The 22,634-nt window shown below is 75.2% G+C and carries 17 protein-coding genes and 2 pseudogenes; 10 read left to right on the top strand and 9 right to left on the bottom strand.

Features of this window, described 5'->3' with window-relative positions; translation table 11 throughout:
* Positions 1–32 precede the first annotated feature (32 nt).
* Complete coding sequence (locus DMB38_RS18745) at positions 33–890, top strand: NmrA family NAD(P)-binding protein (RefSeq protein WP_240662364.1); 858 nt, start codon at positions 33–35, stop codon at positions 888–890.
* A gap of 4 nt (positions 891–894) precedes the next feature.
* On the opposite strand, the gene DMB38_RS18740 is transcribed toward DMB38_RS18745, so the two are convergent.
* Positions 895–1,488: a TetR family transcriptional regulator gene (locus DMB38_RS18740; protein WP_125936157.1), complete on the bottom strand. Its 594-nt coding sequence runs from the start codon at positions 1,486–1,488 to the stop codon at positions 895–897.
* Positions 1,489–1,658: 170 nt separating this feature from the next.
* Between DMB38_RS18740 and DMB38_RS18735 the strand changes: the two genes are divergently transcribed.
* Entirely contained in the window at positions 1,659–2,558 is a 900-nt protein-coding gene (locus DMB38_RS18735) for an NAD(P)H-binding protein (RefSeq protein WP_125936156.1), read from the top strand.
* Positions 2,559–2,573: 15 nt separating this feature from the next.
* Here the strand turns inward: DMB38_RS18735 and DMB38_RS18730 are convergent, their stop codons facing one another.
* The 4 genes from DMB38_RS18730 to purD all read right to left on the bottom strand — a co-directional run bounded on the left by DMB38_RS18730 (position 2,574) and on the right by purD (position 8,436).
* Positions 2,574–3,095: a DUF488 domain-containing protein gene (locus DMB38_RS18730; RefSeq protein WP_206337827.1), complete on the bottom strand. Its 522-nt coding sequence runs from the start codon at positions 3,093–3,095 to the stop codon at positions 2,574–2,576.
* Positions 3,096–3,280: 185 nt separating this feature from the next.
* Positions 3,281–4,732, bottom strand: a complete 1,452-nt coding sequence (locus DMB38_RS18725; RefSeq protein WP_125936154.1) for a N,N-dimethylformamidase beta subunit family domain-containing protein — start codon at positions 4,730–4,732, stop codon at positions 3,281–3,283.
* A gap of 136 nt (positions 4,733–4,868) precedes the next feature.
* Positions 4,869–6,890, bottom strand: a complete 2,022-nt coding sequence (locus DMB38_RS18720; RefSeq protein WP_125936153.1) for a hypothetical protein — start codon at positions 6,888–6,890, stop codon at positions 4,869–4,871.
* Between the two features lie 274 nt (positions 6,891–7,164).
* Positions 7,165–8,436, bottom strand: coding sequence for a phosphoribosylamine--glycine ligase (gene purD / locus DMB38_RS18715; RefSeq protein WP_125936152.1), 1,272 nt, complete (start codon positions 8,434–8,436; stop codon positions 7,165–7,167).
* A gap of 270 nt (positions 8,437–8,706) precedes the next feature.
* On the opposite strand from purD, the pseudogene DMB38_RS18710 reads away from it, so the two are divergent.
* Positions 8,707–9,545, top strand: a pseudogene (locus DMB38_RS18710) (SLATT domain-containing protein).
* A gap of 120 nt (positions 9,546–9,665) precedes the next feature.
* On the top strand, positions 9,666–10,604 hold the full coding sequence (locus DMB38_RS18705) for a M23 family metallopeptidase (protein WP_125936151.1): 939 nt from the start codon (positions 9,666–9,668) through the stop codon (positions 10,602–10,604).
* Here the strand turns inward: DMB38_RS18705 and DMB38_RS18700 are convergent.
* Together DMB38_RS18700 and DMB38_RS18695 are read right to left on the bottom strand one after the other, a co-directional pair.
* Complete coding sequence (locus DMB38_RS18700; protein WP_047017051.1) at positions 10,597–11,247, bottom strand: hypothetical protein; 651 nt, start codon at positions 11,245–11,247, stop codon at positions 10,597–10,599. The two genes, DMB38_RS18705 and DMB38_RS18700, sit on opposite strands and share 8 nt — an antisense overlap.
* A gap of 128 nt (positions 11,248–11,375) precedes the next feature.
* Positions 11,376–12,056 carry a GntR family transcriptional regulator gene (locus DMB38_RS18695; protein WP_125936150.1) on the bottom strand — a complete coding sequence of 227 codons (681 nt, stop codon included), beginning with the start codon at positions 12,054–12,056 and terminating at the stop codon, positions 11,376–11,378.
* Between the two features lie 189 nt (positions 12,057–12,245).
* On the opposite strand from DMB38_RS18695, the pseudogene DMB38_RS18690 reads away from it, so the two are divergent.
* From DMB38_RS18690 to DMB38_RS18680, 3 genes and pseudogenes are all read left to right on the top strand, one after another.
* Positions 12,246–12,776: pseudogene (locus tag DMB38_RS18690) on the top strand (MarR family winged helix-turn-helix transcriptional regulator); the annotation flags it as partial.
* Positions 12,777–13,102: 326 nt separating this feature from the next.
* Positions 13,103–15,835, top strand: a complete 2,733-nt coding sequence (locus DMB38_RS36955) for a serine/threonine-protein kinase (protein WP_240662363.1) — start codon at positions 13,103–13,105, stop codon at positions 15,833–15,835.
* 30 nt (positions 15,836–15,865) lie between these two features.
* Complete coding sequence (locus DMB38_RS18680) at positions 15,866–17,701, top strand: DUF4328 domain-containing protein (RefSeq protein ID WP_125936149.1); 1,836 nt, start codon at positions 15,866–15,868, stop codon at positions 17,699–17,701.
* Between the two features lie 24 nt (positions 17,702–17,725).
* On the opposite strand, the gene DMB38_RS18675 is transcribed toward DMB38_RS18680, so the two are convergent.
* Positions 17,726–19,009, bottom strand: a complete 1,284-nt coding sequence (locus DMB38_RS18675; RefSeq protein WP_125936148.1) for an adenylosuccinate synthase — start codon at positions 19,007–19,009, stop codon at positions 17,726–17,728.
* Between the two features lie 145 nt (positions 19,010–19,154).
* Between DMB38_RS18675 and DMB38_RS18670 the strand changes: the two genes are divergently transcribed.
* From DMB38_RS18670 to DMB38_RS18660, 3 genes are all read left to right on the top strand, one after another.
* Positions 19,155–20,252: a diacylglycerol kinase family protein gene (locus DMB38_RS18670; RefSeq protein ID WP_125936147.1), complete on the top strand. Its 1,098-nt coding sequence runs from the start codon at positions 19,155–19,157 to the stop codon at positions 20,250–20,252.
* Between the two features lie 154 nt (positions 20,253–20,406).
* Entirely contained in the window at positions 20,407–21,777 is a 1,371-nt protein-coding gene (locus DMB38_RS18665) for an FAD-binding protein (protein WP_206337709.1), read from the top strand.
* Between the two features lie 74 nt (positions 21,778–21,851).
* Positions 21,852–22,052, top strand: coding sequence for a hypothetical protein (locus DMB38_RS18660; RefSeq protein ID WP_101423106.1), 201 nt, complete (start codon positions 21,852–21,854; stop codon positions 22,050–22,052).
* Positions 22,053–22,061: 9 nt separating this feature from the next.
* Here DMB38_RS18660 and DMB38_RS18655 read toward each other — a convergent pair whose 3' ends face one another.
* Positions 22,062–22,622 (bottom strand): helix-turn-helix domain-containing protein, encoded by a 561-nt coding sequence (locus tag DMB38_RS18655; protein WP_125936146.1) that lies wholly within the window; start codon positions 22,620–22,622, stop codon positions 22,062–22,064.
* Between the last annotated feature and the right edge of the window lie 12 nt (positions 22,623–22,634).

Here is a 22,634-nt window from a genome sequence, read left to right as displayed (position 1 = left end):
TTGAGACCACCTCAGGTTACTTGGAGGAGCAGATGATCCTCGTCATGGGCGCCACCGGCACCATCGGCCGGCACCTGATCCGGATGCTCGGCGAGACGGGCACGCCCTTCCGGGCGCTGGTGCGGGACGAGGCCAAGGGCCGCGCCCTGGGGTGCGACTTCGCCGTCGGCGACCTCGACCGCCCCGCCTCCCTCGCGCCCGCCCTCGACGGCGTGGAACGCCTCCTGCTGAACAGCGGCGGCGCGCTGCCGGTGGCAGGGCGGCAGCCGATGGTGCGGCAGCAGACCGCCGCCATCGACGCGGCGCGGGCCGCGGGGGTGTCGCGGATCGTGAAGGTGTCGGCCTGGCGGCCGGCGCCGGAGGCGAAGCTGTCGGTGCGGGCGCACTGGGAGATCGAGCAGCACCTGAAGTCCTCCGGCGTCCCGTGGTCGCTGCTGCGGCCCACCGGCTACATGCAGAACTTCTTCACCGGCGAGGGCGGCTTCACCGCTGAGCGCGCGGTCTCGGGTCCGTACGGGCAGGGGCGGGTCGCGTACATCGACGCGTACGACATCGCCGCCTGCGCGGCCGCGCTGCTGACGGGACCGGAAGGCGAGGGCCTGGCCTACGACCTCACCGGGCCCGAGGCGCTGACGCACGGGGAGATCGCGGCGAAGCTGGGCGTCCCGTTCCACGACCAGACACCCGCGGAGGCGGGCGCGGAGCTGCGCGCCCGGGGTCTGCCCGGCTGGTTCGTGGACGATCTCCTGTGGCTCTACGCGGACATGGCGTCGGGCGGCGTCTCCGAGGTGACGACGGCGGTACGGGACCTGACCGGGCGCGCACCCCGCAGCTTCGACGAGTTCCTGGCCGCGCAGCCCCCTCACACGCGGGGAGATCCCAGCTCTTGAGCGGTCACCCCTGATCGGCTTCCTCGCCCAGAACGGTGGCCGTGAAGCCGGCCAGTTGCGCGCGCACGCTGTCGGGCGACGCGCCCTCGCGCCCGACCACGTGCTCGACCAAGTCGGCCCGGACGGCGGCGAGCAGGACATGCGCCGTGAAGGAGCTGCCGGCCGGGCGGGGCATCTGCTCCAGCATCGCGGTGAGCAGGCCGTGCCAGTGCCCGTAGTGGTCCGCCCGGTACGGGCTGGCGCTGCCGCCTTCCTCCAGGGCCAGCGCCAATCGGCGGTTGTCCAGCTTGAAGCAGAGGAGGCCGTCCAGCAGGGCCGGCACTCGCTGCCGCGGCGCCGCGTCCGGCCCCAGGGGCGGCGGGCCGGACTCGACGGCTTGCCTCAGCGGCTCCAGGCGCGCAGCGTAGAGCGCGCGGAGCAGCCCCGGGCGGTCTCCGAAAGCCCGGAACAGAGTGCCCTTGCCGACGCCCGCCTCTGCGGCGACGGCCGCCATCGTGACGCCTTCCGCGCTGTCGCAGCGGGCGAAGAGTGCGTCGGCGGCGGCGAGCAGCGCCTGCCGATTGCGTTCGGCGTCCTTGCGCGGCTTGCGCTCGGTCATGCGGATCCCTCCCGCTTGCAAAACGGACCCATGGTCCGTATCTTCTAAACGGACCCGCGGTCCGGATAAGTCTACGAGGAGGGTACCCCCATGACCGGCCCGCCCCCTCCGGCCGACCTCGACCGCCGCAGCCTGCGACTCCTGCCGGACGAGGACATAGGGAGCACCCGATGACCACCACGCACGCCACACTCGTCATCGGGGCCACCGGCACCACCGGCAGCCGCACCGTGGCCCGGTTGGTCGGCGCCGGCCACAGGGTGAGGGCGGCGAGCCGCCGCGCCACCCCCGTACCCGGCGCCGAACCGGTCGCCTTCGACTGGTACCGACCCGGCACCCACGCCGCCGCCCTCGCCGGCACCGACCGGGTCTACCTCGTACCGCCCGTGGGTGACCCCGAACCGGCCGCGGTCATGCTGCCGTTCCTCCGCCGGGCCCGCGCCGCCGGCGTGCACCGCGCGGTCCTCCTCAGCGCCTCCGCCATCCCCCGGGGCGGGCCGGCCGCCGGAAAAGTCCACGAAGCCCTTCCCGGCATCTTCGGTCAATGGGCCGTGCTGCGGCCCTCCTGGTTCATGCAGAACTTCACCGGCGAGCACACCCACGCGACGAGCATCCGCGAGGAGGGCGTGATCCGGACCGCAACGGGCGGCGGCCGGGTCGCCTTCGTGGACGCCGAGGACATCGCAGCCGTGGCCGCCCGCGCCCTGACCGGCCCCGACGCCCCCGGCACGGACCTCGTGCTCACCGGACCCGAGGCCCTCGGCTACGACGACATCGCCGCCACCCTCACCCGGGTCACCGGCCGCCCGGTCAGACACCACCGTCTGTCCTTCGAGCAGATGCGCGATCGCCTCGCCACGCAACTGCCCCGGGAATTCGCCTCGATGCTGGCCGGCATGGACCGTGCCATCGCCGAAGGCGCGGACGCCCGGATCACCGGCACCGTCCAGCGCATCACCAACCGACCCCCACACACCTTCCGCGACGTGCTCGACCGCGAACTGGTGCAGGAGGGTCGCCGACCGGCGGAGACGCCCGCAGCCGCGCCCACTCGGCGGACCGTCACATGACCGGCCGGACAGGTCCTAGGCGGCGGCTGCGTCGTACACCAGCAGGCCGTCCTCCCGCAGCCGGGCGCCCGGCGTGACCCGGTGGGGGGTCAGCCGGCCGTCGTGGGACAGGTGCAGGACCGGGGTGCCGTGGGCCAGGACCGCGGCGTCGGCGATGAGGCGGCGGTGGCAGCGCCACCAGAGGGATTCGGCGCACATCACCGCCGTCCGTGCCGTCGCCGCCCCGCGCAGGAGGCCGGTCAGCGCCGCGGTGAAGCGCGGGTCGCGGGTGTAGCCCGCGTAGCCGCGGAAGGAGGCGTTCTCCCAGTACGTGTCCGGGGAGCCGGGCGCCGCCCTGCGGAAGCCGCCGAGGCGCGGCTCCCAGCGGTACGCGATGCCCGTGTCCGGCAGCCACCGCGCCAGGGCGTCGCGGGCCACGTCCGGGTTGCGGCGGCTGCCGGGGGCGGTGCGTACGTCGACCACCGACCGGACGCCCGCGCCGTGCAGCAGGGCGGCGAGCCGGTCGCGGTCCGCGGTGCCGTGGCCGACGGTCAGCAGCGGCGCGGGCCCGCCGCCGTCCCCGTACCCGCCACTGCCCTCCCCGCCCCCGGACCCGCCCGTCACGTCCCGTACCGGCGGCGGACGCGCGCGGGCACCGCCGCGTCCTCGACCGCATCGGGGCAGAGCTTCCGCATGGCCTCAGTCTTCGGCAACCCGCGGGCCGCCGCACGGCGAGCCGCCGGTCAGTCCCGCTTGCAGATCCGGTCCAGCAGGTTCGCCGTCGCCCGCTGGATCACGCTGTTCACGTGGTCGGGACGGTCCAGCGCGGGCGACCACGCGAACGTGCCCGCCGCGAAGACCAGCCCGCCCGCCGGCGTCTCGTACAGCGACGTCTCCTGGTACCGCCGCATGCCGCGCGAGTCCGGGTACGGCGAGTGGGCCAGCAGCTTGCGCCCGGTGTGCTTCGGCAGCGGAGCGCGCGGGAAGTAGCGGTCCGCCTCGCCCGCGACCAGGCCGGGCAGTTCGTCGCCCTCCAGCGCGCCGGTCGCCTCCCACAGCCAGTGGTCCGCGTTCCGTACGACCAGGGGGCGCGGCTCCGGCACCCGGCCCACGTACTGCACGCCCAGCAACTCCTGCTCCGGCGCGCCCTGTTCGCGCCAGAGCGCCGGGCGGCCGGGGCCCTGGCGCTTGGTGCAGTGCAGCAGCCGGTCGGGCTCGCCGGCCGCGGAGGGGGCGAGGCCGACCTGCCAGTACATGGTGTTGGCGGAGAGGAACACCAGCGACGTGCCCGCGTCCCGGGCCTTCTCCGCGGCCCGGCGCATCGGCACCGACCAGTACTCGTCGTGGCCGGGGAAGACGATGCCGCGGTAGCGCGTCGGGTCGACCCGGCCGGCGTGCAGGTCGCGGGCGTCCGCGTACGCGAGGTCGTAGCCGTAGCGCTCGGCCCAGCGGATGAAGTCGTAGGCGTGGCCGGCGTGCAGCGGCAGCCCGGCGCCCGCGTAGGGGCGGTCGAAGGAGACCGTGGTGGCCGCCTCCGGCTCGCCGAGGAGGCGGCCCTCGTCGTCCCAGGCGTGGTAGAGGCTGGCGCCCGTACGGCCGTCCTCGGGATAGAGGTTGTACGCCTGCCACGTGACGTCCGGCAGCAGCAGGAGCAGGTCGGCGGGCTCGGTCGAGCGGACGGTGAACGGCGCGTGCGAGCGGTGGCCGTCGGCGGTGGTGAGCACCGCGACGTACGCGCCCGGGGAGAAGTACGACGGGATCTGCAGCCGCCAGGACAGCCACCAGTGGTGGCACGAGACCGTGCGCCCGGCGGCCAGCGGCACCGGCTGCACGATGCCGGCGAGCCGCGGGCTGCTCGTCACCTTCGCGGCGCCGTCGCCCGCGTAGTGGCCGATGCGGTAGATGTCGACGGCGAACTCCTGCGGCGGGTCGACGGAGATGCGGAAGTCGACCGATTCGCCGGGCTCGGCGCAGGAGGGCGCGGCGAAGCCCTTGATCTGCTGGAGTACGTCGTTCGCGAGGTGGACCCCGCCGTCGCCGGTGGTGGCGGCGTCGACGTACCAGGGGACCAGGCGGCCGTCCTCGAAGGACTCCTCCCCGGCGTGCAGCCACGGCAGCGGCCCCGCCGCGAACGGGTCGGAGACCGCATGCGCGAGCGCCCCGGACTCCCATCGCCGGATGCTGTCGTGAACCACGGGCCGATTCCCTCCCTCGCCCCCGCGTGGATCGGCGAGTCCCAGACATCACATAACGCGAACAGGTCTTCACGGAACGCCGACATTCGTTCGACATGACGCCCGTACGAGGGTGGCGGTTCCGGAAAGCGTCAGGTCAGACCAGGAGAACCGGCTTCTCGGGCCGTACACCCGCGGCTGTGAGCCAGGAGCGCAACTGGGTGTCGTCGCGGGTCTCGACGAGCGTGCGGACCGCCGCCGCCGGGCTGCCGCCGCGGCGCGTGCGCAGCACCGGACCGTCGAGCCAGTCGAGTCCCGGGGCCGCGCCCGCGGTGTCGACGGCGGCGCAGCAGACCATCGCGAGGACGTGGTCCACGAGGAGTTCGCGGCCGGTACGGGGCGGCGTCAGCGGCGGCGTACCGCCGGCCGGCACGTTCTGCTGCTGCACCCGGGCGAGGGCGGCGCCGATCCGGTCCACCTCGTCCGGGCCCACGGTGAGCCGGTCCACGACGCGGGCGAGCGTGCCGCGGTCGGGGCGGCCCGCGGGCTCCGGGCAGTCCTCGAGCCGGTCGAGCACGGCGTGCAGCCGGGCGGCCTCCAGCCGCCACTTCCGGTCCACGACCTCGTCGGGGTACTGGTCCCAGCTCACCCCCGCGAACCCGGCCGCCGGCTCGCCGCCGACCACGGCGCCGGTGGCCGCGCCGCCGGGGCCGCTGAACAGCTCCGCGGCCAGCAGCGACGCCGCCTCGTCCACCATGCCGGGCTCCTCCAGCAGGTCGCAGGCGGGGCGCTCGCCGAGCCGGGTGGCGAAGCCCTCCGCGAGGCGGTCGCGGCGGGACAGCTCGGTGAGGGCGGAGACGACGCCCGCGTTGAGCCGGGAGGGCCAGCGGCCCATGCGCCAGGCGGGCAGCGCGACCCGGGTCAGCAGCCGGTCCCAGCCCGCGTACGCCAGCCCGACCTGCTCCTGCGCGACGATCCGCAGCCCGTAGTCCACGGCCTGGGCGCGCTCGGCCGCCGCGGCGGCGACGGCGCGCTCCATCTCGACGGGGTGCTCGCCGCAGGCGCGCAGCAGCAGCCGCGCGATGCCGCCGGTGAACCGCCGCCAGAGCAGGCCCGCGCGGGCGCGGGGGCCCCGGCGGGCGGGGCCGGGGGTTGGGTGAGGGCCGGGGGCGTACGGGTCAGGACCGCCGAGCGGCGCGCCCACGCCCGTCTCGTACGGCCCGGGGCCCGCGTCGTACGGACCGGGAGCGGCCTCGTACGGACCGGGGCCCTCCGCGCTCCCCGGCGCCCGGGACGGCAGCGCCGCCGCCGAGTCCAGGGCCCGTACGAAGCGGCGCGCCGCGGCGATGTCGGGCTGGGCCGAGGCCGCCGTCCCGGCGACGACCGGGGCGAGGACCGCACGCAGCTCGCCGACGCGCATCCACCACAGGAACGGCGAGCCGATGACGAGCACCGGGCCCTCCGGGTCGGCGGTGGCGCGCTCGACGACTTCGCGCCAGTTCGGCGCGTACGACGCCTCCGCCGACGCCTGCCGCCGGGCCGCGGCCGCGGCGGCGTGGCTCTCCGCGGCGGGGCCGCGCGGCGCGCCCTGCCCGTCGCCGGAGCCGAACACCGCCGCGTCGCCCGCACCGTACGCACCGGGCAGGCCCGGGGCCGTACGCGAACCGGGGACGGTGACGGAGCCGGAGCCCGTGCCGCCGGGCCCGCGGGGGCGCAGCGCCCGGGCCGTACGGCGGCCGAGGCGCCGCAGCCAGCTCCGCACGCCCGCCGGGGCGGGGCCCGGGTCCTCCAGCCAGCTGTCGCAGTCCGGGGTGAGCGCCACCGCCGCCGGCACCGGCACGCCCAGCCGCTCGGCGAGGTCGCCGACGAGGCGGTAGAGGTCGGGGGCGGCCCGGCGCGGCACCGGGACCGTCAGCGTGGCCGCGGGCTCCGCGCGCGAGATGGACCGCGCGACGGCGGCGGCCAGCGCGGGCGCCAGGACGGCGAGCGCGACGACTGGCCAGCGGAGCGCCGCGAGCACCCCGTCGACGCGCCCCATGGCCGAGCCCGCCAGCAGCACGACGGCCACCGCCGCCGGCAGCAGGACGACCCCGAAGGCCGCTCCCCGTACGCGCAGGACGGCGAGAGCGCGGGAGCGGGCGGCTTGCGCACCCGCCTCCGAACCGGTCGCTGTGGACACGTCCGTACCTCACCCCCTCAACCGCCGACGGGTAGGGCGACGGCCGTAACGAGGCGAAACGGCCGTACTCCACCACTGTCGCACCGGCCACGGCCAGTGCAATGCCGGTAGGCCAGTTGGCCTGATCAGGCCCCCACTGCCCGGACGAAGCCGACCGGACGGCCGGTACGTCGGGCAGGTGCACCATAGTTGGGGGGCGCGGCCACGTCAGCAGGACCGCCGCCCGGTCACCCGATGGAATGGCCTTGGGCAAAGGTCGGGACGCGGTGAAATTTCAGCCGGCGGCGGCCTCCGCGGCGCGCGCGGCGATGTCGCCGCGGTAGTGCGCACCGTCGAGACCGATCCGCCGAATCGCCTCGTAGGCGCGGTCGCGGGCGGCGGTGAGGTCGGCGCCCACGGCGGTGACGCACAGCACCCGGCCGCCCGCGCTGACGATGTGGCCGGAGTCATCGAGCTTGGTACCGGCGTGCAGGACGTACGCATCCGGGGCGTCCTCGGCCTCGACCGCGTCCAGTCCGGTGATGACGTCGCCCGTGCGCGGCTTCGCCGGGTAGTCCTTGGCGGCGAGGACGACGGTGACGGCCGCGTCGTCGCTCCACACCAGCGGCGGGAACGCGGCGAGCCGGCCCTGCGCGGCGGCCTGGAGCAGCCCGGCGAGCGGGGTGCGCAGCCGGGCGAGGACGGCCTGGGTCTCGGGGTCGCCGAAGCGGGCGTTGAACTCCACCACCCGTACGCCGCGCGAGGTGAGCGCCAGACCCGCGTAGAGCAGCCCGGCGAAGGGGGTGCCGCGGCGGCGCATCTCGTCGACGGTCGGCTGGAGCACGGTCTCGACGACCTCGTCGACGAGCTTCGGGTCGGCCCACGGCAGCGGCGTGTACGCGCCCATGCCGCCGGTGTTCGGCCCTTCGTCGCCGTCGTACGCCCGCTTGAAGTCCTGTGCGGGGGACAGGGGTACGACGCTCTCACCGTCCGTGACCGCGAAGAGCGACACCTCGGGGCCGTCGAGGAACTCCTCGATCACGACCTGCCCGGCGGCGGTGCAGGCGCGCGCGTGCGCGCGTGCCGCCTCCAGGTCGCCGGTGACCACGACGCCCTTGCCGGCCGCGAGGCCGTCGTCCTTGACGACGTACGGCGGGCCGAAGGCGTCGAGTGCCGTGTCGGCCTCCTCGGGGGTGGTGCACACGTAGGCGCGGGCGGTGGGCACGTCGGCCTCGGCCATCACGTCCTTCGCGAACGCCTTCGACCCCTCCAGCCGGGCCGCCTCCGCGCCCGGTCCGAAGCAGTCGATGCCGCGTACCCGTACGGCGTCGGCGACACCGGCGACGAGGGGCGCCTCGGGGCCGACGACGACGAGGTCCGCGCCGAGTCCTGCGGCGAGTTCGGCGACGGCGGGGCCGTCGAGTACGTCGACGGCGTGCAGCCGGGCGACGGCGGCGATGCCGGCGTTGCCCGGGGCGCAGTGCAGTTCGCGGACGCCGGGGTCGAGGGAGAGGGCGCGGCACAGGGCGTGTTCGCGGGCGCCGCCGCCGATGACGAGGACCTTCACGGGGTCAGCCTAACGGTCGGCTCCCGGGCCACCGGTCCGGGTGACGGCGCTTTCGCCCCCATACCCGGTCAACCACTCCTTACGAGGGTAAATAACGCCATTTTCGGCTCGTGTCCCCTCGTTCGGCGGTAGGAAGGCCGCCGCGGGCGCACCATCCGATTGCCCAGTCATCACACGTCACGTCCGTCACACAGAGCCCACAGAACCCAGAGGTCAAGCCGGAAACCGGCAGAAGCAGACGAGTTCGAGCGACGAGCAGGGAGACCCGTCATGAACCACTCGGAGGAGACCCGGACGACCGGCACCGCGACCGGCGCCACCCGCGAAGGCCGCGGCGGGCGCGGCCTCTTCGGCCGCAGGAGCCGGGCGGGGCGCGGGGGCCGCGGCGCGGACCGTGCCGGGGGCGGCCCCGGCCCCGGCACCGCGGCGCGGCCCGGTGAACTGCTGGCCCGGCCGTTCCCGCTCGGCGACTGGGGCGACCCGGCCAAGCGGCTGGACGAGCTGTACCTGTGGGCGGAGGAGGGCGCGCTGCACACCGCCGAGTCGTACCTGGCCGCCCGCCGCGTCAAGCGCCGCGCGGCGCGGGCGCTGCGGGCCTCGGCGGCGGTCTGCGCGGCGGCGGGCGCGGCGCTGCCGGTGCTGGACCTGACGGAGACGGTGCCGGACCGGTTCGCCGGCTGGGCGTTCGTGGCGCTCTTCGCGGCGCTGGCGTGCCTGGCGGCGGACCGCTTCTTCGGGGTGACGGCGGGCTGGATGCGCGACGTGGCCACGGCGCAGGCGGTGCAGCGGCGGCTGGAGGCGCTGCAGTTCGACTGGGCGTCGGAGTCGGTGCGGGAGGTGCTGGGCCCGACGGAGGGCACGGCGAGCGAGGCGGCGGAGCGGTGCCTGGTGGTGCTGCGGCGCTTCACGGAGGACGTGACGGAGCTGGTACGGGCCGAGACGGCGGACTGGATGGTGGCGTTCGGCGGCGGCAGGGCGGCGCTCGCGACGCAGTCGCTGGCGTGGGCCCGCTGCCCCGAGACCCAGCCCCAGGCCCGCGCCCCCCTCCCCCGGCCGGCCTACGCCCCACCATGCCGCGCCAACGCCCCCCGGAACCCCCGGGCCGTTAGCCGAACGGACCGCCGCACCGCCGCGCTTCCTCACCCCGGGCCCACGGCGCCAATCGGCACCCCCCGCCCGTAGGGCACAGTGGTAAGGGGCAGGCGGCAAAGGACGAGCGGGGGTTACGCGTGAGGTGGGCACGGGTCGTCGGGGTGGTGCGCTGCGCGCAGGTGGTGGCCACCGTCGCGCTGGTGGGCACGGCGCTGGCCGGGGTCGAGACGGGCGGCGCCGGGCGCGTGGCCCTGTGGGTCGCCGTCGCCGTCTGGGGCACCGCCATGGCGGAGATCGCCGTGCGGCTGGCCCTCGGTGCCGTACGGGCCCTGCGGCGGCGCGGCGCCCAGGACGCACCCGGCGCCGACGGGGCGCTCCCCGGCGCCGTCCTCCTCCACTCCCCCGTCGCCGGGCGCTGGCGCGCGTTCAACAGCCCCGCGGACAAGGTGCCCAGCCACGGCACCCACTTCCTCGCCCAGACGTACGCCATCGACATCATCCGCGCCCCCGGGAACGCCCCCGCGGACGGCGGCACCCCGGCAGCCGCGTCCGCCCCCGCGCTCCGCTGGTGGCCGCCGTTCCCCGCCAACCGGGACTTCCCCGCCTTCGGCGCCCCCGTCCTCGCTCCCGCCGCAGGCCGCGTCGTCACCGTCGCCGGCTCCGCGCACCGCGACCACCGCGCCCGCAACACCGTCCTCGGACTGGCGTACCTGATGGTCGTCGAGCAGATGGTCCGCTCGGTCGCCGCCGGTGCCGGCATCGGCGCGATCGTCGGCAACCACGTCGTGCTGGAGCTGGAGGACGGTTCGTACGCCCTCTTCGCGCATCTGCGGCGCGGCTCGGCGACCGTCCGCGAAGGCGATGCCGTACGGGCCGGGCAGCAGCTCGCCGAGTGCGGCAACTCCGGCAACTCCAGCGAGCCGCACCTGCACTTCCAGCTCATGGACGGCCCCGATCCGCGGCGGGCCACGGGCCTGCCGTTCACCTGGCGCGGCGTCGGCGTGCCGGGCAACGGCACGGACTTCACCGCCGACCCGGCCCGTACCCCCGAAGCCGCCGACCCGGCCGTCAACTGAAGACGATCATCGACCCCTGCGCCAGGCTCCGCGTCGCCGCCGCGTGCAGTCCCAGCCACACGTGCCGCTCCTGCGCGAACTCCCCGCCGTCCGCCGGCGCCGTCGCCGCCGGCTCCGACAGCTCGGTCGGCCCCGGCGGCGGTGCCGGGGCCGGGGGCGGGTTGTCCGGGTCGATGCCGATCGCCGGGGCGACGGCCATGAGTTCGCGTACGAGCCCCTGCGCCGAGCCCAGCGGCCCGCCGCCGGCCAGCAGTTCCTCCGTCACCAGCGGATGCGGGAAGTCGACGGGGACGTACGCCCCCGCGTGGTCGTAGTGCCAGACCAGGTGCGACTGCTGCGCCGTGGACTCGAACATCTCCAGCAACTGCTCGTAGTCCCCGCCCAGCTCGCCGACCGGCGTGACTTCGAGGCCGCACAACTGCAGCAGGTACGCGCGGCGCAGGAAGTGCAGCGCGTCGTAGTCGAAGCCGGCGACCGGGGCGACGTCCCCGGAGAGGCCCGGCATGTAGCTCTGCACGGGCACCGGCGGCAGCCCCGCCTGCGCCAGCGCCGCGTCGTAGGCGGCGATCTCCTCGGCGAAGGGGTTGTCGGGGCTGTGGCACAGGACGTCGACGAGGGGCACCAGCCAGAGGTCGCAGGCCAAGCGGTACGCTCCTTAACTGCGCGGTTCGGCTCAGCGTAGCCGCTGACGGCGGCCGCGCAGCACCCCCCGGCCGGGTAGCGCGCCCCGCCTCCGCCGGGTCTCGGCCACCCGGCCCCGGGGCCGGACCTTCAGCCGCCCGCGAGGCGTTCGATCAGCTCGAGCGAGTGCCGGTTGTACGTCCGTACGACCTCCTCGGCGGCGGCCACGTCACGCCGCTCTATCGCCTCCACGAGTTGCATGTGCCCCTGCCAGAACGTGCCGGGCACGCAGTCCTCGCTCGCCGCGCGCAGATACGGCACGGCGAACACCCAGCAGTGGATGCGCACCCGCTCCAGGAACTCGCTGATGTAGGCGTTGCCGATCAGGCTGGTGATCTCGCGCCAGAAGCGCAGGTCGTAGTGGACGAGCACGTCGAGGTCCCCGGCCTTCGCGGCCCGTTCCGCCTCCTCGCCGCGGCGGCGCATCGCGACGAGCGCGCCCGGCGGCGGGTCGACGATGTGCGGAGGGGTGGCACGGAAGACGCCCATCTGGACGACGGTGCGGGCGTCGGCCATGGCGCGGAAGTCGTCGAGGGTGAAGGCGTGCACGCGGTAGCCGCGGTGCTGCTCGACGTCGAGGAGACCCTGGGCGGAGAGGTCGACCAGGGCTTCGCGTACGGGGGTTGCGGAGACCCCGTACTGCTCCGCTATCTCGCCGACCGTGATGTTCTGCCCGGCCGCGAGCCGGCCGGCCAGGATCTCGTCGCGCAGGGCGTCGGCGATCTGTGCACGCAGCGTGTCGCGCCGGACCACGGCGCCTGCGGGGGTCATGCGGTGGGCCTTCCTGATGGGGGATGCCCCCACACGATAAGCGCACCGCGTGGCGGTGATCGACAGCATGCTGTCGTTTTGACAGCATGCTGTCGTGCCGGAAGGCGGGCGCCGGGCCTGCAGAACCGTTTACCTGGCCGTCTGCGCGTAACCGGCCGAAAAGCGACGGAGAGCGGAGGGCGGCGGACCATGCGCGAGAGCACCGGCGACGGCGGGTCGGACGGGGACGGCGTGCCCGCCGTCGGTGCGGCCGCGCTCCTGGACGCCGCCGCGGCGGCGTCGTTCCGGCTCGGCGGCCAGTTCCTCGCGCGCGGCGACCGGTTGGCCGCGCCCGCGGGGCTGACGGCGGCGCGCTGGCAGGTGCTGTACGCGGTCCGCCGCGAACCGCTGTCCGTCGCCGGGGTCGCGCGCGGTCTGGGCATGGCCAGGCAGAGCGTGCAGCGGATCGCGGACGTGCTGGTGGCGGGCGGGCTCGCGGCGTACGAACCGAACCCCGCACACCGCCGCGCCAAGCTGCTCCGCCCCACCCCCGCGGGGCGCCGGGCGCTGGCGCGGCTGGGGCCGGGGCACGCGGAGTTCGCCGGCCGGCTCGCGCACCGGCTGGGCGGCGAGGCACGGTTCGGCGAGACGCTGGCGGCGCTGCGGCGGCTGTCGGCCGCGCTGGAGGCGCTGCGGGCGGAGGACGCGGAAGACGCCGAGGCGGCGGAAGAGGCGGCGGAGGCGAAGGGGGCGAAGGAGGCCGGGGAGGCGGGAGAAGGCATCGGCGGAAGAGGAGGTGCGGCGGACCGGGAGGCGGACCGGAACCCCGGCCACGGCACGGGTCGGCAGCCGGGCCGCGGCCCCGGCGGGCAAAAGGCCGCTGACCTGGCCCGGAGCCCCGCGGCGCGGAGGCCCCGCAAGGCCCGTGACCGCCGCTGATCCACCGCGGGCGGAGATCACCGCCCCACGACGATGGTGTGACAGCACCGCAACGACAATCCCGGCCCCCCTCATCCCCACCCCCGGTCACCGCCTACGCTCTCCGGGTAGACCACGGGGGTAGGGGAATGGAGAGCGTGGAACCGCTGGCGCCGCAGGATCCGCGACAGATCGGGGCGTACCGGCTGCTCGGCAGGCTCGGCGCCGGCGGCATGGGCCGGGTCTACCTCGGCCGGACCGCCGGCGGCAGAACGGTGGCCGTCAAGCTGGTCAAGCCGGAGCTGGCCGCCGAGGAGGAGTTCCGCGCCCGCTTCCGTACGGAGGTGCGCGCCGCGGCGCGCGTCGGCGGCAAGTGGACGGCGCCGGTGCTCGACGCCGACACCGAGGCGCCGGTGCCGTGGGTCGCCACGGGGTACGTCGCCGGGCCGACGCTCCAGGAGGTCGTCGAGCGGTACGGGCCGCTGCCGCCGGAGTCGCTCTTCACCCTCGCGTACGGGCTGGCCTCCGCGCTCCGCGACGTCCACGCGGCCGGGCTGGTGCACCGCGACCTCAAGCCGTCCAACGTGCTGGTCACCATCGAGGGCCCGCGCGTCATCGACTTCGGCATCGCCCGCGCGCTGGACTCGCTCTCCGACGGCACGGTCACGCGCACCGGCATCGTCGTCGGCTCGCCGAGCTTCATGTCCCCGGAGCAGATCATCGGGCAGGACGTGTCGGCGGCGAGCGACGTCTTCTGCCTGGGCGGGCTGCTGGCGTACGCGGCGACGGGGCGGGCGCCGTTCGGGTCGAGTTCGTCCGGGATGCACGCGGTGATGTTCCGCGTCGTCCAGGAGGACCCGGACCTGGCGGGAGTGACGGACCCGGCGCTGCACGGCCTCATATCCGGCTGCCTGGCCAAGCTTCCGGGGAACCGGCACGGCACGGAGGCGATCGCCGGGCTGACGGGCCCGCCGGACCCGGAGGCGGCGTGGCTCCCGGCCGCGCTCACGGCCGACCTGGGCCGCCAGGCCGCACGCCTCCTGGACACGGACACGCCCCCGGCCGGTGACCGCGACACGAGCCCGCTCCGCACGGTCCCCCCGGCGGACCCGACCCCGCCGGCCCAGAGCCGCCTGGCGGCGGGCACCGGGGCGGGCGAAGTGGGCGCCCACGGAACCCCCGCGGGGGCCGGCGCGCCCGGAGACCCCGGCGCGGAGCGCCGGGTCGGGGGTGGCGAGGCACAGAACGGCGTGGGCGGCGGCTCCACGGGGGCCGAGTGGTCCCACGGTCCTGCGGCGGACGGAGCCGGCGGCTACGCAACAGGCACCGGAATCCCCCACGGCCCGGCCGGCGGCCACGCACCCGGCGCGGAGCACCGAGGCGCGGGCACGGACGGCCCGGCGACGGACCCGGACTCCGGCGCGCAGCGCCCGGTCCCCGGTGCCGGGACGGCCGGCGGAGCCGGGGCCCCGGCCTACCCCGGACCCGGCGCGGAGCGTCTGGGCAGGGGCACGAGCGAATCAGGCCACGCCGCCGGAGGCCCGGCGGAGAACCGGGACTCCGGCGCGCGGCGCCGAGTCCCCGGTGCGGGGACGGCGGGAGGAGCCGGCAGCCATGCGACGGGCGCCGCGACGGCGTACGGGCCGGGCGCGAGCCCCGCGTCCGGTGCGGCGGACGAGGCGGGTGCGCACGCGACACGCGCCGGAGGCGCGGTCGGGGGCGGGGCGTGGCCCCGGGCCGCGGGCTCCGAGGACGTCACCGTCCAGCGCTCCGCGGGCGGCGCCGGCGGCGCGCGGCCGCAGGCTGCGGACCGGGGTCCCGGGGCGGAGCCCCGGGTTTCGGGAAGGGGCGGGGACGGGGAGAACTCCCGCCCCGGCCCCACCCGCCCGTACGAGACCCCCGCCGCCTACGGCTCCGCGGCCCACCCCGCCGCCGACACCACCGCACCCGGCCCCGGCAATGACGCCCCGCCCCGCCGCCGGCGCACCCGCGCCCGGCTGCTCGCCGCGCTCGCCCTCCTCGTCGCCGCCGGCGTCGCCGTGCCCGTCGCCCTCGCCACCCAGCGCGACGGCGGCGCCCCCGCCGCCCGCGGCTCCGACGTCCCCGACGAGTACGTCGGCACCTGGCTCGGCACCCAGCTCAACGGCGGCGAACCCACCGGCACCTACCGCCAGTTCACGATCCGCCCCGGCGAGAAGGGCGAGGTCGTCGCCACCAGCATCGTGCTCAGCGGCGAGTCGCAGTGCACCAGCGAGGGCGAGCTGACCTCCACCGACAAGGGGCTGCACCTCGACACCGAGGTCGTCGAGGCCGCGCCCGCGGGCGAGTGCACGGCCGTCGGCGGGCACATGCTCACGTACGAGGACGGCACGCTGCTCTGGCGCGCCGACAACGGCCGTACCGCCGAGCTGACCAAGGTCGAGCCCCGCGACCGCCGCATGCCGCGCGAGCTGCTGGGGAACTGGCAGCGGCCCGCCGGGTCCGGCACCCAGGTGATGAAGGTCGTGCAGGCCGCCCCGGGGCAGATCGCCGTGCACTTCACGACCCGTACCGGCGACGGCGACACCTGCCGGGCGAAGGCCGACTTCGTCGGCGTCGACCAGCGCGACGACCGCGTGCTGCTCGGCCCCTCCGAGATCACCTCCGTCACGGGACCGGACAATCCCGACGACCCGGACGGCACCGGCACCGGCGAGACCCCCGACGGCCTCGGCGACGACTCGCGCACCGGCAAGCTCGGCGGCCCCTGCGTGCCCGGCTTCCCGTCCGCGATGCAGGCGACCGCCGACGGCTCTGTGCTGGACCGCCAGTTCCTCGGCGGCGAGCAGCGCACCCGGCACTACACAAGGGCGGACGGCTCGCCTGCCGACCCGACACAATAGGCTCCCCCGACGAGGGGGGAAGGGGGCAGCATGGACAGCCTCGGACCGGACGATCCACGCCGCGTCGGCTCGTACCAACTGCTGGGACGGCTCGGCGAGGGCGGCATGGGACGCGTCTACCTCGCCCGCTCCGAGCGCGGCAGGACCGCCGCGGTGAAGCTGGTCAAGGCCGAGCTGGCGCGCGAGCCGGAGTTCCGTCGGCGCTTCACGCAGGAGATCACCGCCGCGCGCCGGGTCGGCGGCGAGTGGACCGCGCCCGTGCTCGACGCCGACACGCACGCCGCGACCCCCTGGGTGGCCACCGGGTACGTCGCGGGACCCTCGCTGCACGAGGTCGTCGCCAAGGACCACGGCCCGCTGCCCGACGCCTCCGTGCGCGCGCTCGCGGGCGGGCTGGCGCGCGCGTTGCAGGCGATCCACGCCGCCGGGCTCGTCCACCGCGACCTCAAGCCGTCCAACATCCTCGTCACCATCGACGGGCCGCGCGTCATCGACTTCGGCATCGCCCGCGCGCTGGACTCGGTCACCGCCGCGGGGGACGGGCTCACCCGCACCGGCGCGGTCATCGGCTCGCCCGGCTTCATGTCGCCCGAGCAGGTGCGCGGCGAGCGGGTCACGGCGGCGAGCGACGTGTTCTGCCTGGGTACGGTGCTGGCGTTCGCGGCGACCGGGCGGATGCCGTTCGGTACGGAGGACAGCGGCGCGCACGCGCTGATGTTCCGGATCGCCGCGGAGGAGCCGGAACTGTCGGGCATCGAGGGCGAGTTGCGCACGCTGATCGAGCGCTGTCTCGCCAAGGAGCCGGACGCACGGCCGCAGGTCGCGGAGCTGGTGGCGCTGACGGAGGAGGCGGCGCAGCTCAAGCCGTGGCTGCCGGGGACGCTGCTGGAGCTGCTGGCACGGCGGGCGGTGGAGCTGCTGGACGCGGAGACGCCGCAGGCGGCGGGCGGGATGACGGGGACGGCCGGGGCGGCGCCCGCGTACGGGCCGCCGCTCACCGGCGCCGGCCCCGGCCCCGGCCCCGGCCCGTACGGTCACACCGGCATGCAGCCCCAGCACCACCAGCCGTACGGCGCCCCGGCCCACGCCCAGCAGCACCGCCCCGCCGCGTACGGCACCGCGCCCACCGCGCACCCGCCGCCCTACCGCACCCCGCCGCCGCCCTACGGCCAGACCGGCTGGCAGACCCCGCACCCGCCGCTGCCGCTCCGGCCGCGCGCGGTGCGGCCGGTCGCCACCGCGCTCCAAGTGCTGCTGGGCATCTACGCGGCGTTCGTCTGCCTCCAGGTCATCCAGGAGATCAACCTCCTGGTGCTGCTGGGCGAGGACGGCGCCGACACCTGGTACATGGCCGAGGACCTCGACCGGATGGAGAACTTCACCGCCGGCAACGTGCTCCTCTTCACGGTGTGCGCCGTGCTGTGGTCGGTCTGGTTCTACCGGCTGCGGACGAACTCGGAGGCGTTCGCCCCCGGTCAGGTGCGCTACTCCACCGGGCTGGCCGTCGGCTCCTGGTTCATCCCGGTCGCCCAGTTCTGGTTTCCCCTGCAGATCGCGAACGACATCTTCCGGATATCCAGCCCCTTCCCGCACCACGCGCGCCCGCCCGCCGGCTACGGGCCGCGGCCCGTGACGTACGGGAAGGGCGTCCTGAACTTCTGGTGGGCCACCTGGGTCGCCACCATGGTGCTCGCCCTGGTCACGGCGGAGGACTGGGAGGTCGGCAGCTCGATCGACTCGGCGATCCAGATCGTGCTGCTCGACCTGCTGTTCTCGTTCGTGCTGATCGTGACGAGCATCATGGCGCTGCTTGCCGTGCAGCAACTGACGACGCTGCAGGACCAGCGCCTCAAGGGAACGGTCTGACGGCTGACTGACTTAGGGGCAGGCTCAGAGGAACGAGTTGATCTGGATCGTCTCGTCCCGCCCGGGGCCGACGCCGATCGCCGACACGGGCGCGCCGGACATCTCCTCCAGCGCCTTGACGTAGCCCTGCGCGTTCTTCGGCAGTTCCTCGAAGGACGTGGCCTTCGAGATGTCCTCGGACCAGCCGGGCAGCATCTCGTACACGGGCGTGGCGTGGTGGAAGTCGGTCTGGCTGTACGGCAGTTCCGTGACCCGGCGGCCGTCGATGTCGTACGCGACGCAGACGGGGATGCGCTCCCAGCCGGTGAGCACGTCGAGCTTGGTGAGGAAGAAGTCCGTCAGGCCGTTCACGCGGGTCGCGTAGCGGGCGATCACCGCGTCGAACCAGCCGCAGCGCCGGTCCCGGCCGGTGGTCACGCCGCGCTCGCCGCCGATGGTGCGCAGCCGGTCGCCGTCCTCGTCGAGGAGTTCGGTCGGGAACGGTCCGGCACCGACGCGCGTTGTGTACGCCTTGAGGATGCCGATGACCCGGCTGATCCGAGTGGGGCCGACGCCGGTTCCCGTACAGGCGCCCCCCGCGGTCGGGTTGGACGAGGTGACGAAGGGGTACGTGCCGTGGTCGACGTCGAGGAGCGTGCCCTGCCCGCCCTCGAAGAGGACGACCTTCCCGTCGTCGATGGCCTCGTTGAGCACGAGGGTGGTGTCGGCGACGTACGGGCGCACCTGCTCCGCGTAGCCGAGGAGCTGCTCGACGACGGCGTCGGGGCGGATGGCGCGGCGGTTGTAGAGCTTGGCGAGGATCTGGTTCTTCTGGTCCAGCGCCGCGTCGACCTTCTGCCGCAGGATCGACTCGTCGAAGAGGTCCTGCACCCGGATCCCGACGCGGTTGATCTTGTCGGCGTAGGCCGGGCCGATGCCGCGGCCCGTGGTGCCGATCTTCCGCTTGCCGAGGAACCGTTCCGTCACCTTGTCGAGATCGGTGTGGTACGCGGTGATGAGGTGCGCGTTGCCGCTGAGGAGCAGCTTGGACGTGTCCACGCCGCGCTGCTGGAGCGCGCTCAGCTCGCCGAGCAGCACCTCGGGATCGACGACCACGCCGTTGCCGATCACCGGCGTGCAGCTCGGCGACAGGATGCCCGACGGCAGCAGGTGCAGCGCGTACTTCTGATCGCCGACCACCACCGTGTGCCCGGCGTTGTTCCCGCCCTGGAAGCGCACCACGTAGTCCACCGAGCCGCCGAGCAGATCGGTGGCCTTCCCCTTGCCTTCGTCACCCCACTGAGCACCGAGCAGCACAAGTGCGGGCACAGGCGTACACCCCTTCCGGGCGGGGCATGTCCAACGTGCGGTGCGCCGTGCACCGGGGATCGGACCGGGCCCCGGATAGACGAAGCCCCTGGCACAAGTGCGACAGGGGCTCTTGCACCGAGAGATTACCTGAGGAAGGACCGTGGTGTCGGCTCCAGACCCCACCGGGCGCTCACTGCTCGTGCTCATCGACCCCGCTGCACGGCGGGCGGACGGGGAAGCCGTACGGATCGCGAGGGACGTGCTCTCCGCGGCGGCGGCCACGAAGATCTGCCTGCCGGAGACCGCGCCGGAACTGGCGCGCGCCCTGGCCCGCCGGGGGGCCCGCCGGCCGGTGGTCATCGGTGACGACCGGGCGTTCCTGCGGGTGGTGAGCGAGCTGCGCCGCCAGGAGACGCTGGCGGACACGCCGCTGGCGCTGGTCCCGGTGGGCACGGCGAGAACGCTGGCGGCGACGCTGGGCGTCCCCACGGGCACGGTGGCCGCGGCCCGGACGGTGCTGGACGGCGAGGAGCGCCGGCTGGGACTGCTGGTGGACGACGGGGGCGGGGTGGTGCTGGACGCGCTGCGCCTGCCGGCGGCGGGGGCGGGCACGCCGGAGGAGGGTGCCAGGAGGACCCCGGAAGCCGCGAGCGCACAGACCGGTGCACAGGCGACCACCCCGGCCGCCCCTGCGCCCGGCGGCCTGGCGGCCCTGACGCAGCGGGTGGGCTCGGGAGCGAGCGCGGTGGGCCGCCGGTGGACTCCGGCGGCGGGCCTGCGGGCGCTGGCGGCCCGTGCGGTGGGCCAGCGGAACGGAACCGGCCGCGAGGCGGGTACGCCGCCGGTGGTGACGGAGTGGGGCGCGGAGGACGCGACGGGCGGCTGGGAGTCGGGCGGCGCGGAGGGCTGGCCGCCGACGCCGGAGGAGACGCCGGCCGCGGCCGGCGGCGACCCGGCGGAGACGACGCCCCCGGACGCGGACTTCCGCCTCCGCGTGGAGGCGGACGGCGTACTGCTGGCGGACCTGGACGGCCGGGCGGCGCAGGTGCGGGTGGTCACGGACCCGACGAGCGGCCTGGCCCAGGTGGTGATCCGCCCCCGCGGCCTGGGCGACCCGCTGCACGCGGAGGCCCGCAGCGTACGAGTCTGGGGCAGCGACTTCCGCTACCGCGCCGACGCCCTCCTCAGCCCCCCGGTGAACCAGCGCACGTGGACCGCCCACCCCAACGCCTGGCGCCTCATCACGGCCCCGATCCCCTGACGGAGCGCGGCGAGGCGTTTCCGGTCACCCCGGACGCGAACGGCTCAATCAGGGCAGCTCGCGCGATGCTCCCCGGGTTCCGGGAGGGGCCGCGGCAAGGCCGCCCTCTACGGTGAGGAGCCAGGGCAGCCGATCGCGGAGGAACGGAACCACCATGCCGGACGACTCCGCCTTCCCCGCGGCAGGAATGCCGCCGCTGGACGGGGACCTGCTCACGGCGTCCTCCGCCCGGGCCCCGGCCGCCGCCGACTTCGGTCACCTGGTCCACCGGATGCCGCTGGCCGTCCTGCGCCCGGGGTCGGTCGAGGACATCGCGGCCATGATCCGGTGGGCGTCGGCCAGCGGAAAGCAGCTCGCCGCCCGCGGCCGAGGCCATTCCGTTTACGGCCGCTCGCAGGTGGACGGGGGGATCGTCGTGGACATGAGCGGCCACGACGGCATCGGGCACGTCGGCCGGGACCGCGTCGTGGTCGACGCCGGGGCGACGTGGAGGGCCGTCCTCGCCCGGACGTTGCCCGCGCGCCGCACTCCGCCGGTGCTCACGAACTACCTCGATCTCACCGTCGGGGGGACCCTCTCGGTCGGCGGGATCGGCGGGACGACGAACGAGCACGGCATGCAAACCGACCACGTGCTGGAGCTGGAGGCCGTGACCGGCGAGGGAAAGGTCGTGACGTGCTCGCCGAGCGAGAACTCCGGGCTGTTCGACTCGGTCCGCGCCGGGCTCGGGCAGTTCGGGATCATCACCCGCGCCACCCTCGCGCTGGTTCCCGCCCCCGATCGCGCGCGCCGCTACGTCCTCTCGTACCCCGATCTGGAGGGCCTCGTCGCCGGCCAGCGGCACGTCCTCCGCGACACCCGGGCGGACCACCTGCAGGGCGCGATCCTTCCGGGCGGCGACCGGTGGCAGTACCAACTCGAGATGGTCGTCTTTCATCCGTCGGACGAGCCGCCGAACGACGCCCTCGTCCTGGACGGTCTCCGCGACGACCGGTCCCGTTCCGAGGTCGAGGACATCTCCTATGAGGAGTACCTGGAGCTGTTCGACCGCTTCGAGCATGCCCAGCGCTCAACCGGCGAGTGGTCGCGCCCCCATCCGTGGTTGACGACCTTCCTGCCCGGTTCGGCGGCGGAGCGGGTCGCACGCGGCGTGCTCCGTGATCTCGCGCCCGGCGAACTCGGTGGCCTCGGCCGGATCATGCTCTACCCGATCGACCCGCGCGCCGTCGCGACGCCCCTCGTCCGTCTCCCCGACGAGCCGGTCGTCTTCGCCTTCAACCTGATCCGGTCGGGCCCGCAGGACGCCGACCGGATCGAGCGGATGGTGGAAGAGAACCGGGCACTGTACGAACGCGTCCGGGACGCCGGCGGCTGTCTGTATCCCGTGAGCGCACTGGAGCTCACCGCGGACGACTGGGCGGAGCACTTCGGACCCCTCTGGCCGACGGTCCGACGAGCGAAGGAGCGTTTCGATCCTCAGCATGTGCTCACGCCCGGGTATCACCCGGGGGCAGGAGGCGCGTAGCACCAGGGATCCCCCGTGGACCCGGTTGCTGCGCCGGGGAGGCGGGGGGACGCGCGGCGGGGGAGGGTCGGGGGGTGAGTGAGTTCGATCCGCCGCCGGGGGTGCCCGTCCGGTATCGCGGTGCCCGCGGGCGGCGGGTCGAGGTGGTGACCGGGCTCGTCGTCGCCGCGACGCTGTTCGGGGGTGGCGCCGCGTTCGGGGAGTGGCTGGCCGTGGGGGAGGATGCCGGTGCCGCTACCGGGGTTTCTCTGGAGCGCTGCGCCGCGGACGACTGAGGGGGGCGGTCACTCCGCCGCCGTCGCCTCCTGGCGCCGTTTGACGTACTCCCACCAGCGCTGTTCCAGGCGGCCGTTCTCCTCGCGCAGGAACGCGAAGAACTCCGTCGTCTCCTCGATCCGGCGGCCCGCCGGGGTGTCCGCGCCGAGGATGCCGACGCCCGAGTCCAGGGTCTTCTCGAAGCGCCGGATGATGTGCTCCCGCTGGGCGAAGATCTGGTACCAGCGGTCGCTCTCCATCCGGTACCGCTCGCGCCGCGAGCCCGGTTCACGCTCGCGGGTGATGAGGCCGACCGTCGCCAGGTAGCGCACCGCGCCCGAGACCGCCGCGGGGCTCACGTGCAGCCGCTCGCTCACCTCCGCGGCGGTGAGGGCGCCCGCGTCGTCCGCCAGGAGGCACGCGAAGACCCGTGAGGCCATGCGCTGCATGCCCATCTCGGTCAGCTCGCCGGCCACCCGTTCCACGTATCTCGCCACGGCCTCCGTGTCACGGCCCGCGCCTGCTCTGCGCTCCGCGCCGTCGCCGCGCTCTTCGCGCCCACCGCGCTCGTCACGCTGCTGATCTGCCACTTCTCTACGTTC

This window comes from Streptomyces sp. WAC 06738, from assembly GCF_003945505.1.
In the GTDB taxonomy this organism is placed as follows: Bacteria; Actinomycetota; Actinomycetes; order Streptomycetales; family Streptomycetaceae; genus Streptomyces.
The sequence above is the reverse complement of the archived record's forward strand: the minus strand, read 5'-3'. Positions and strand labels throughout refer to the sequence as shown.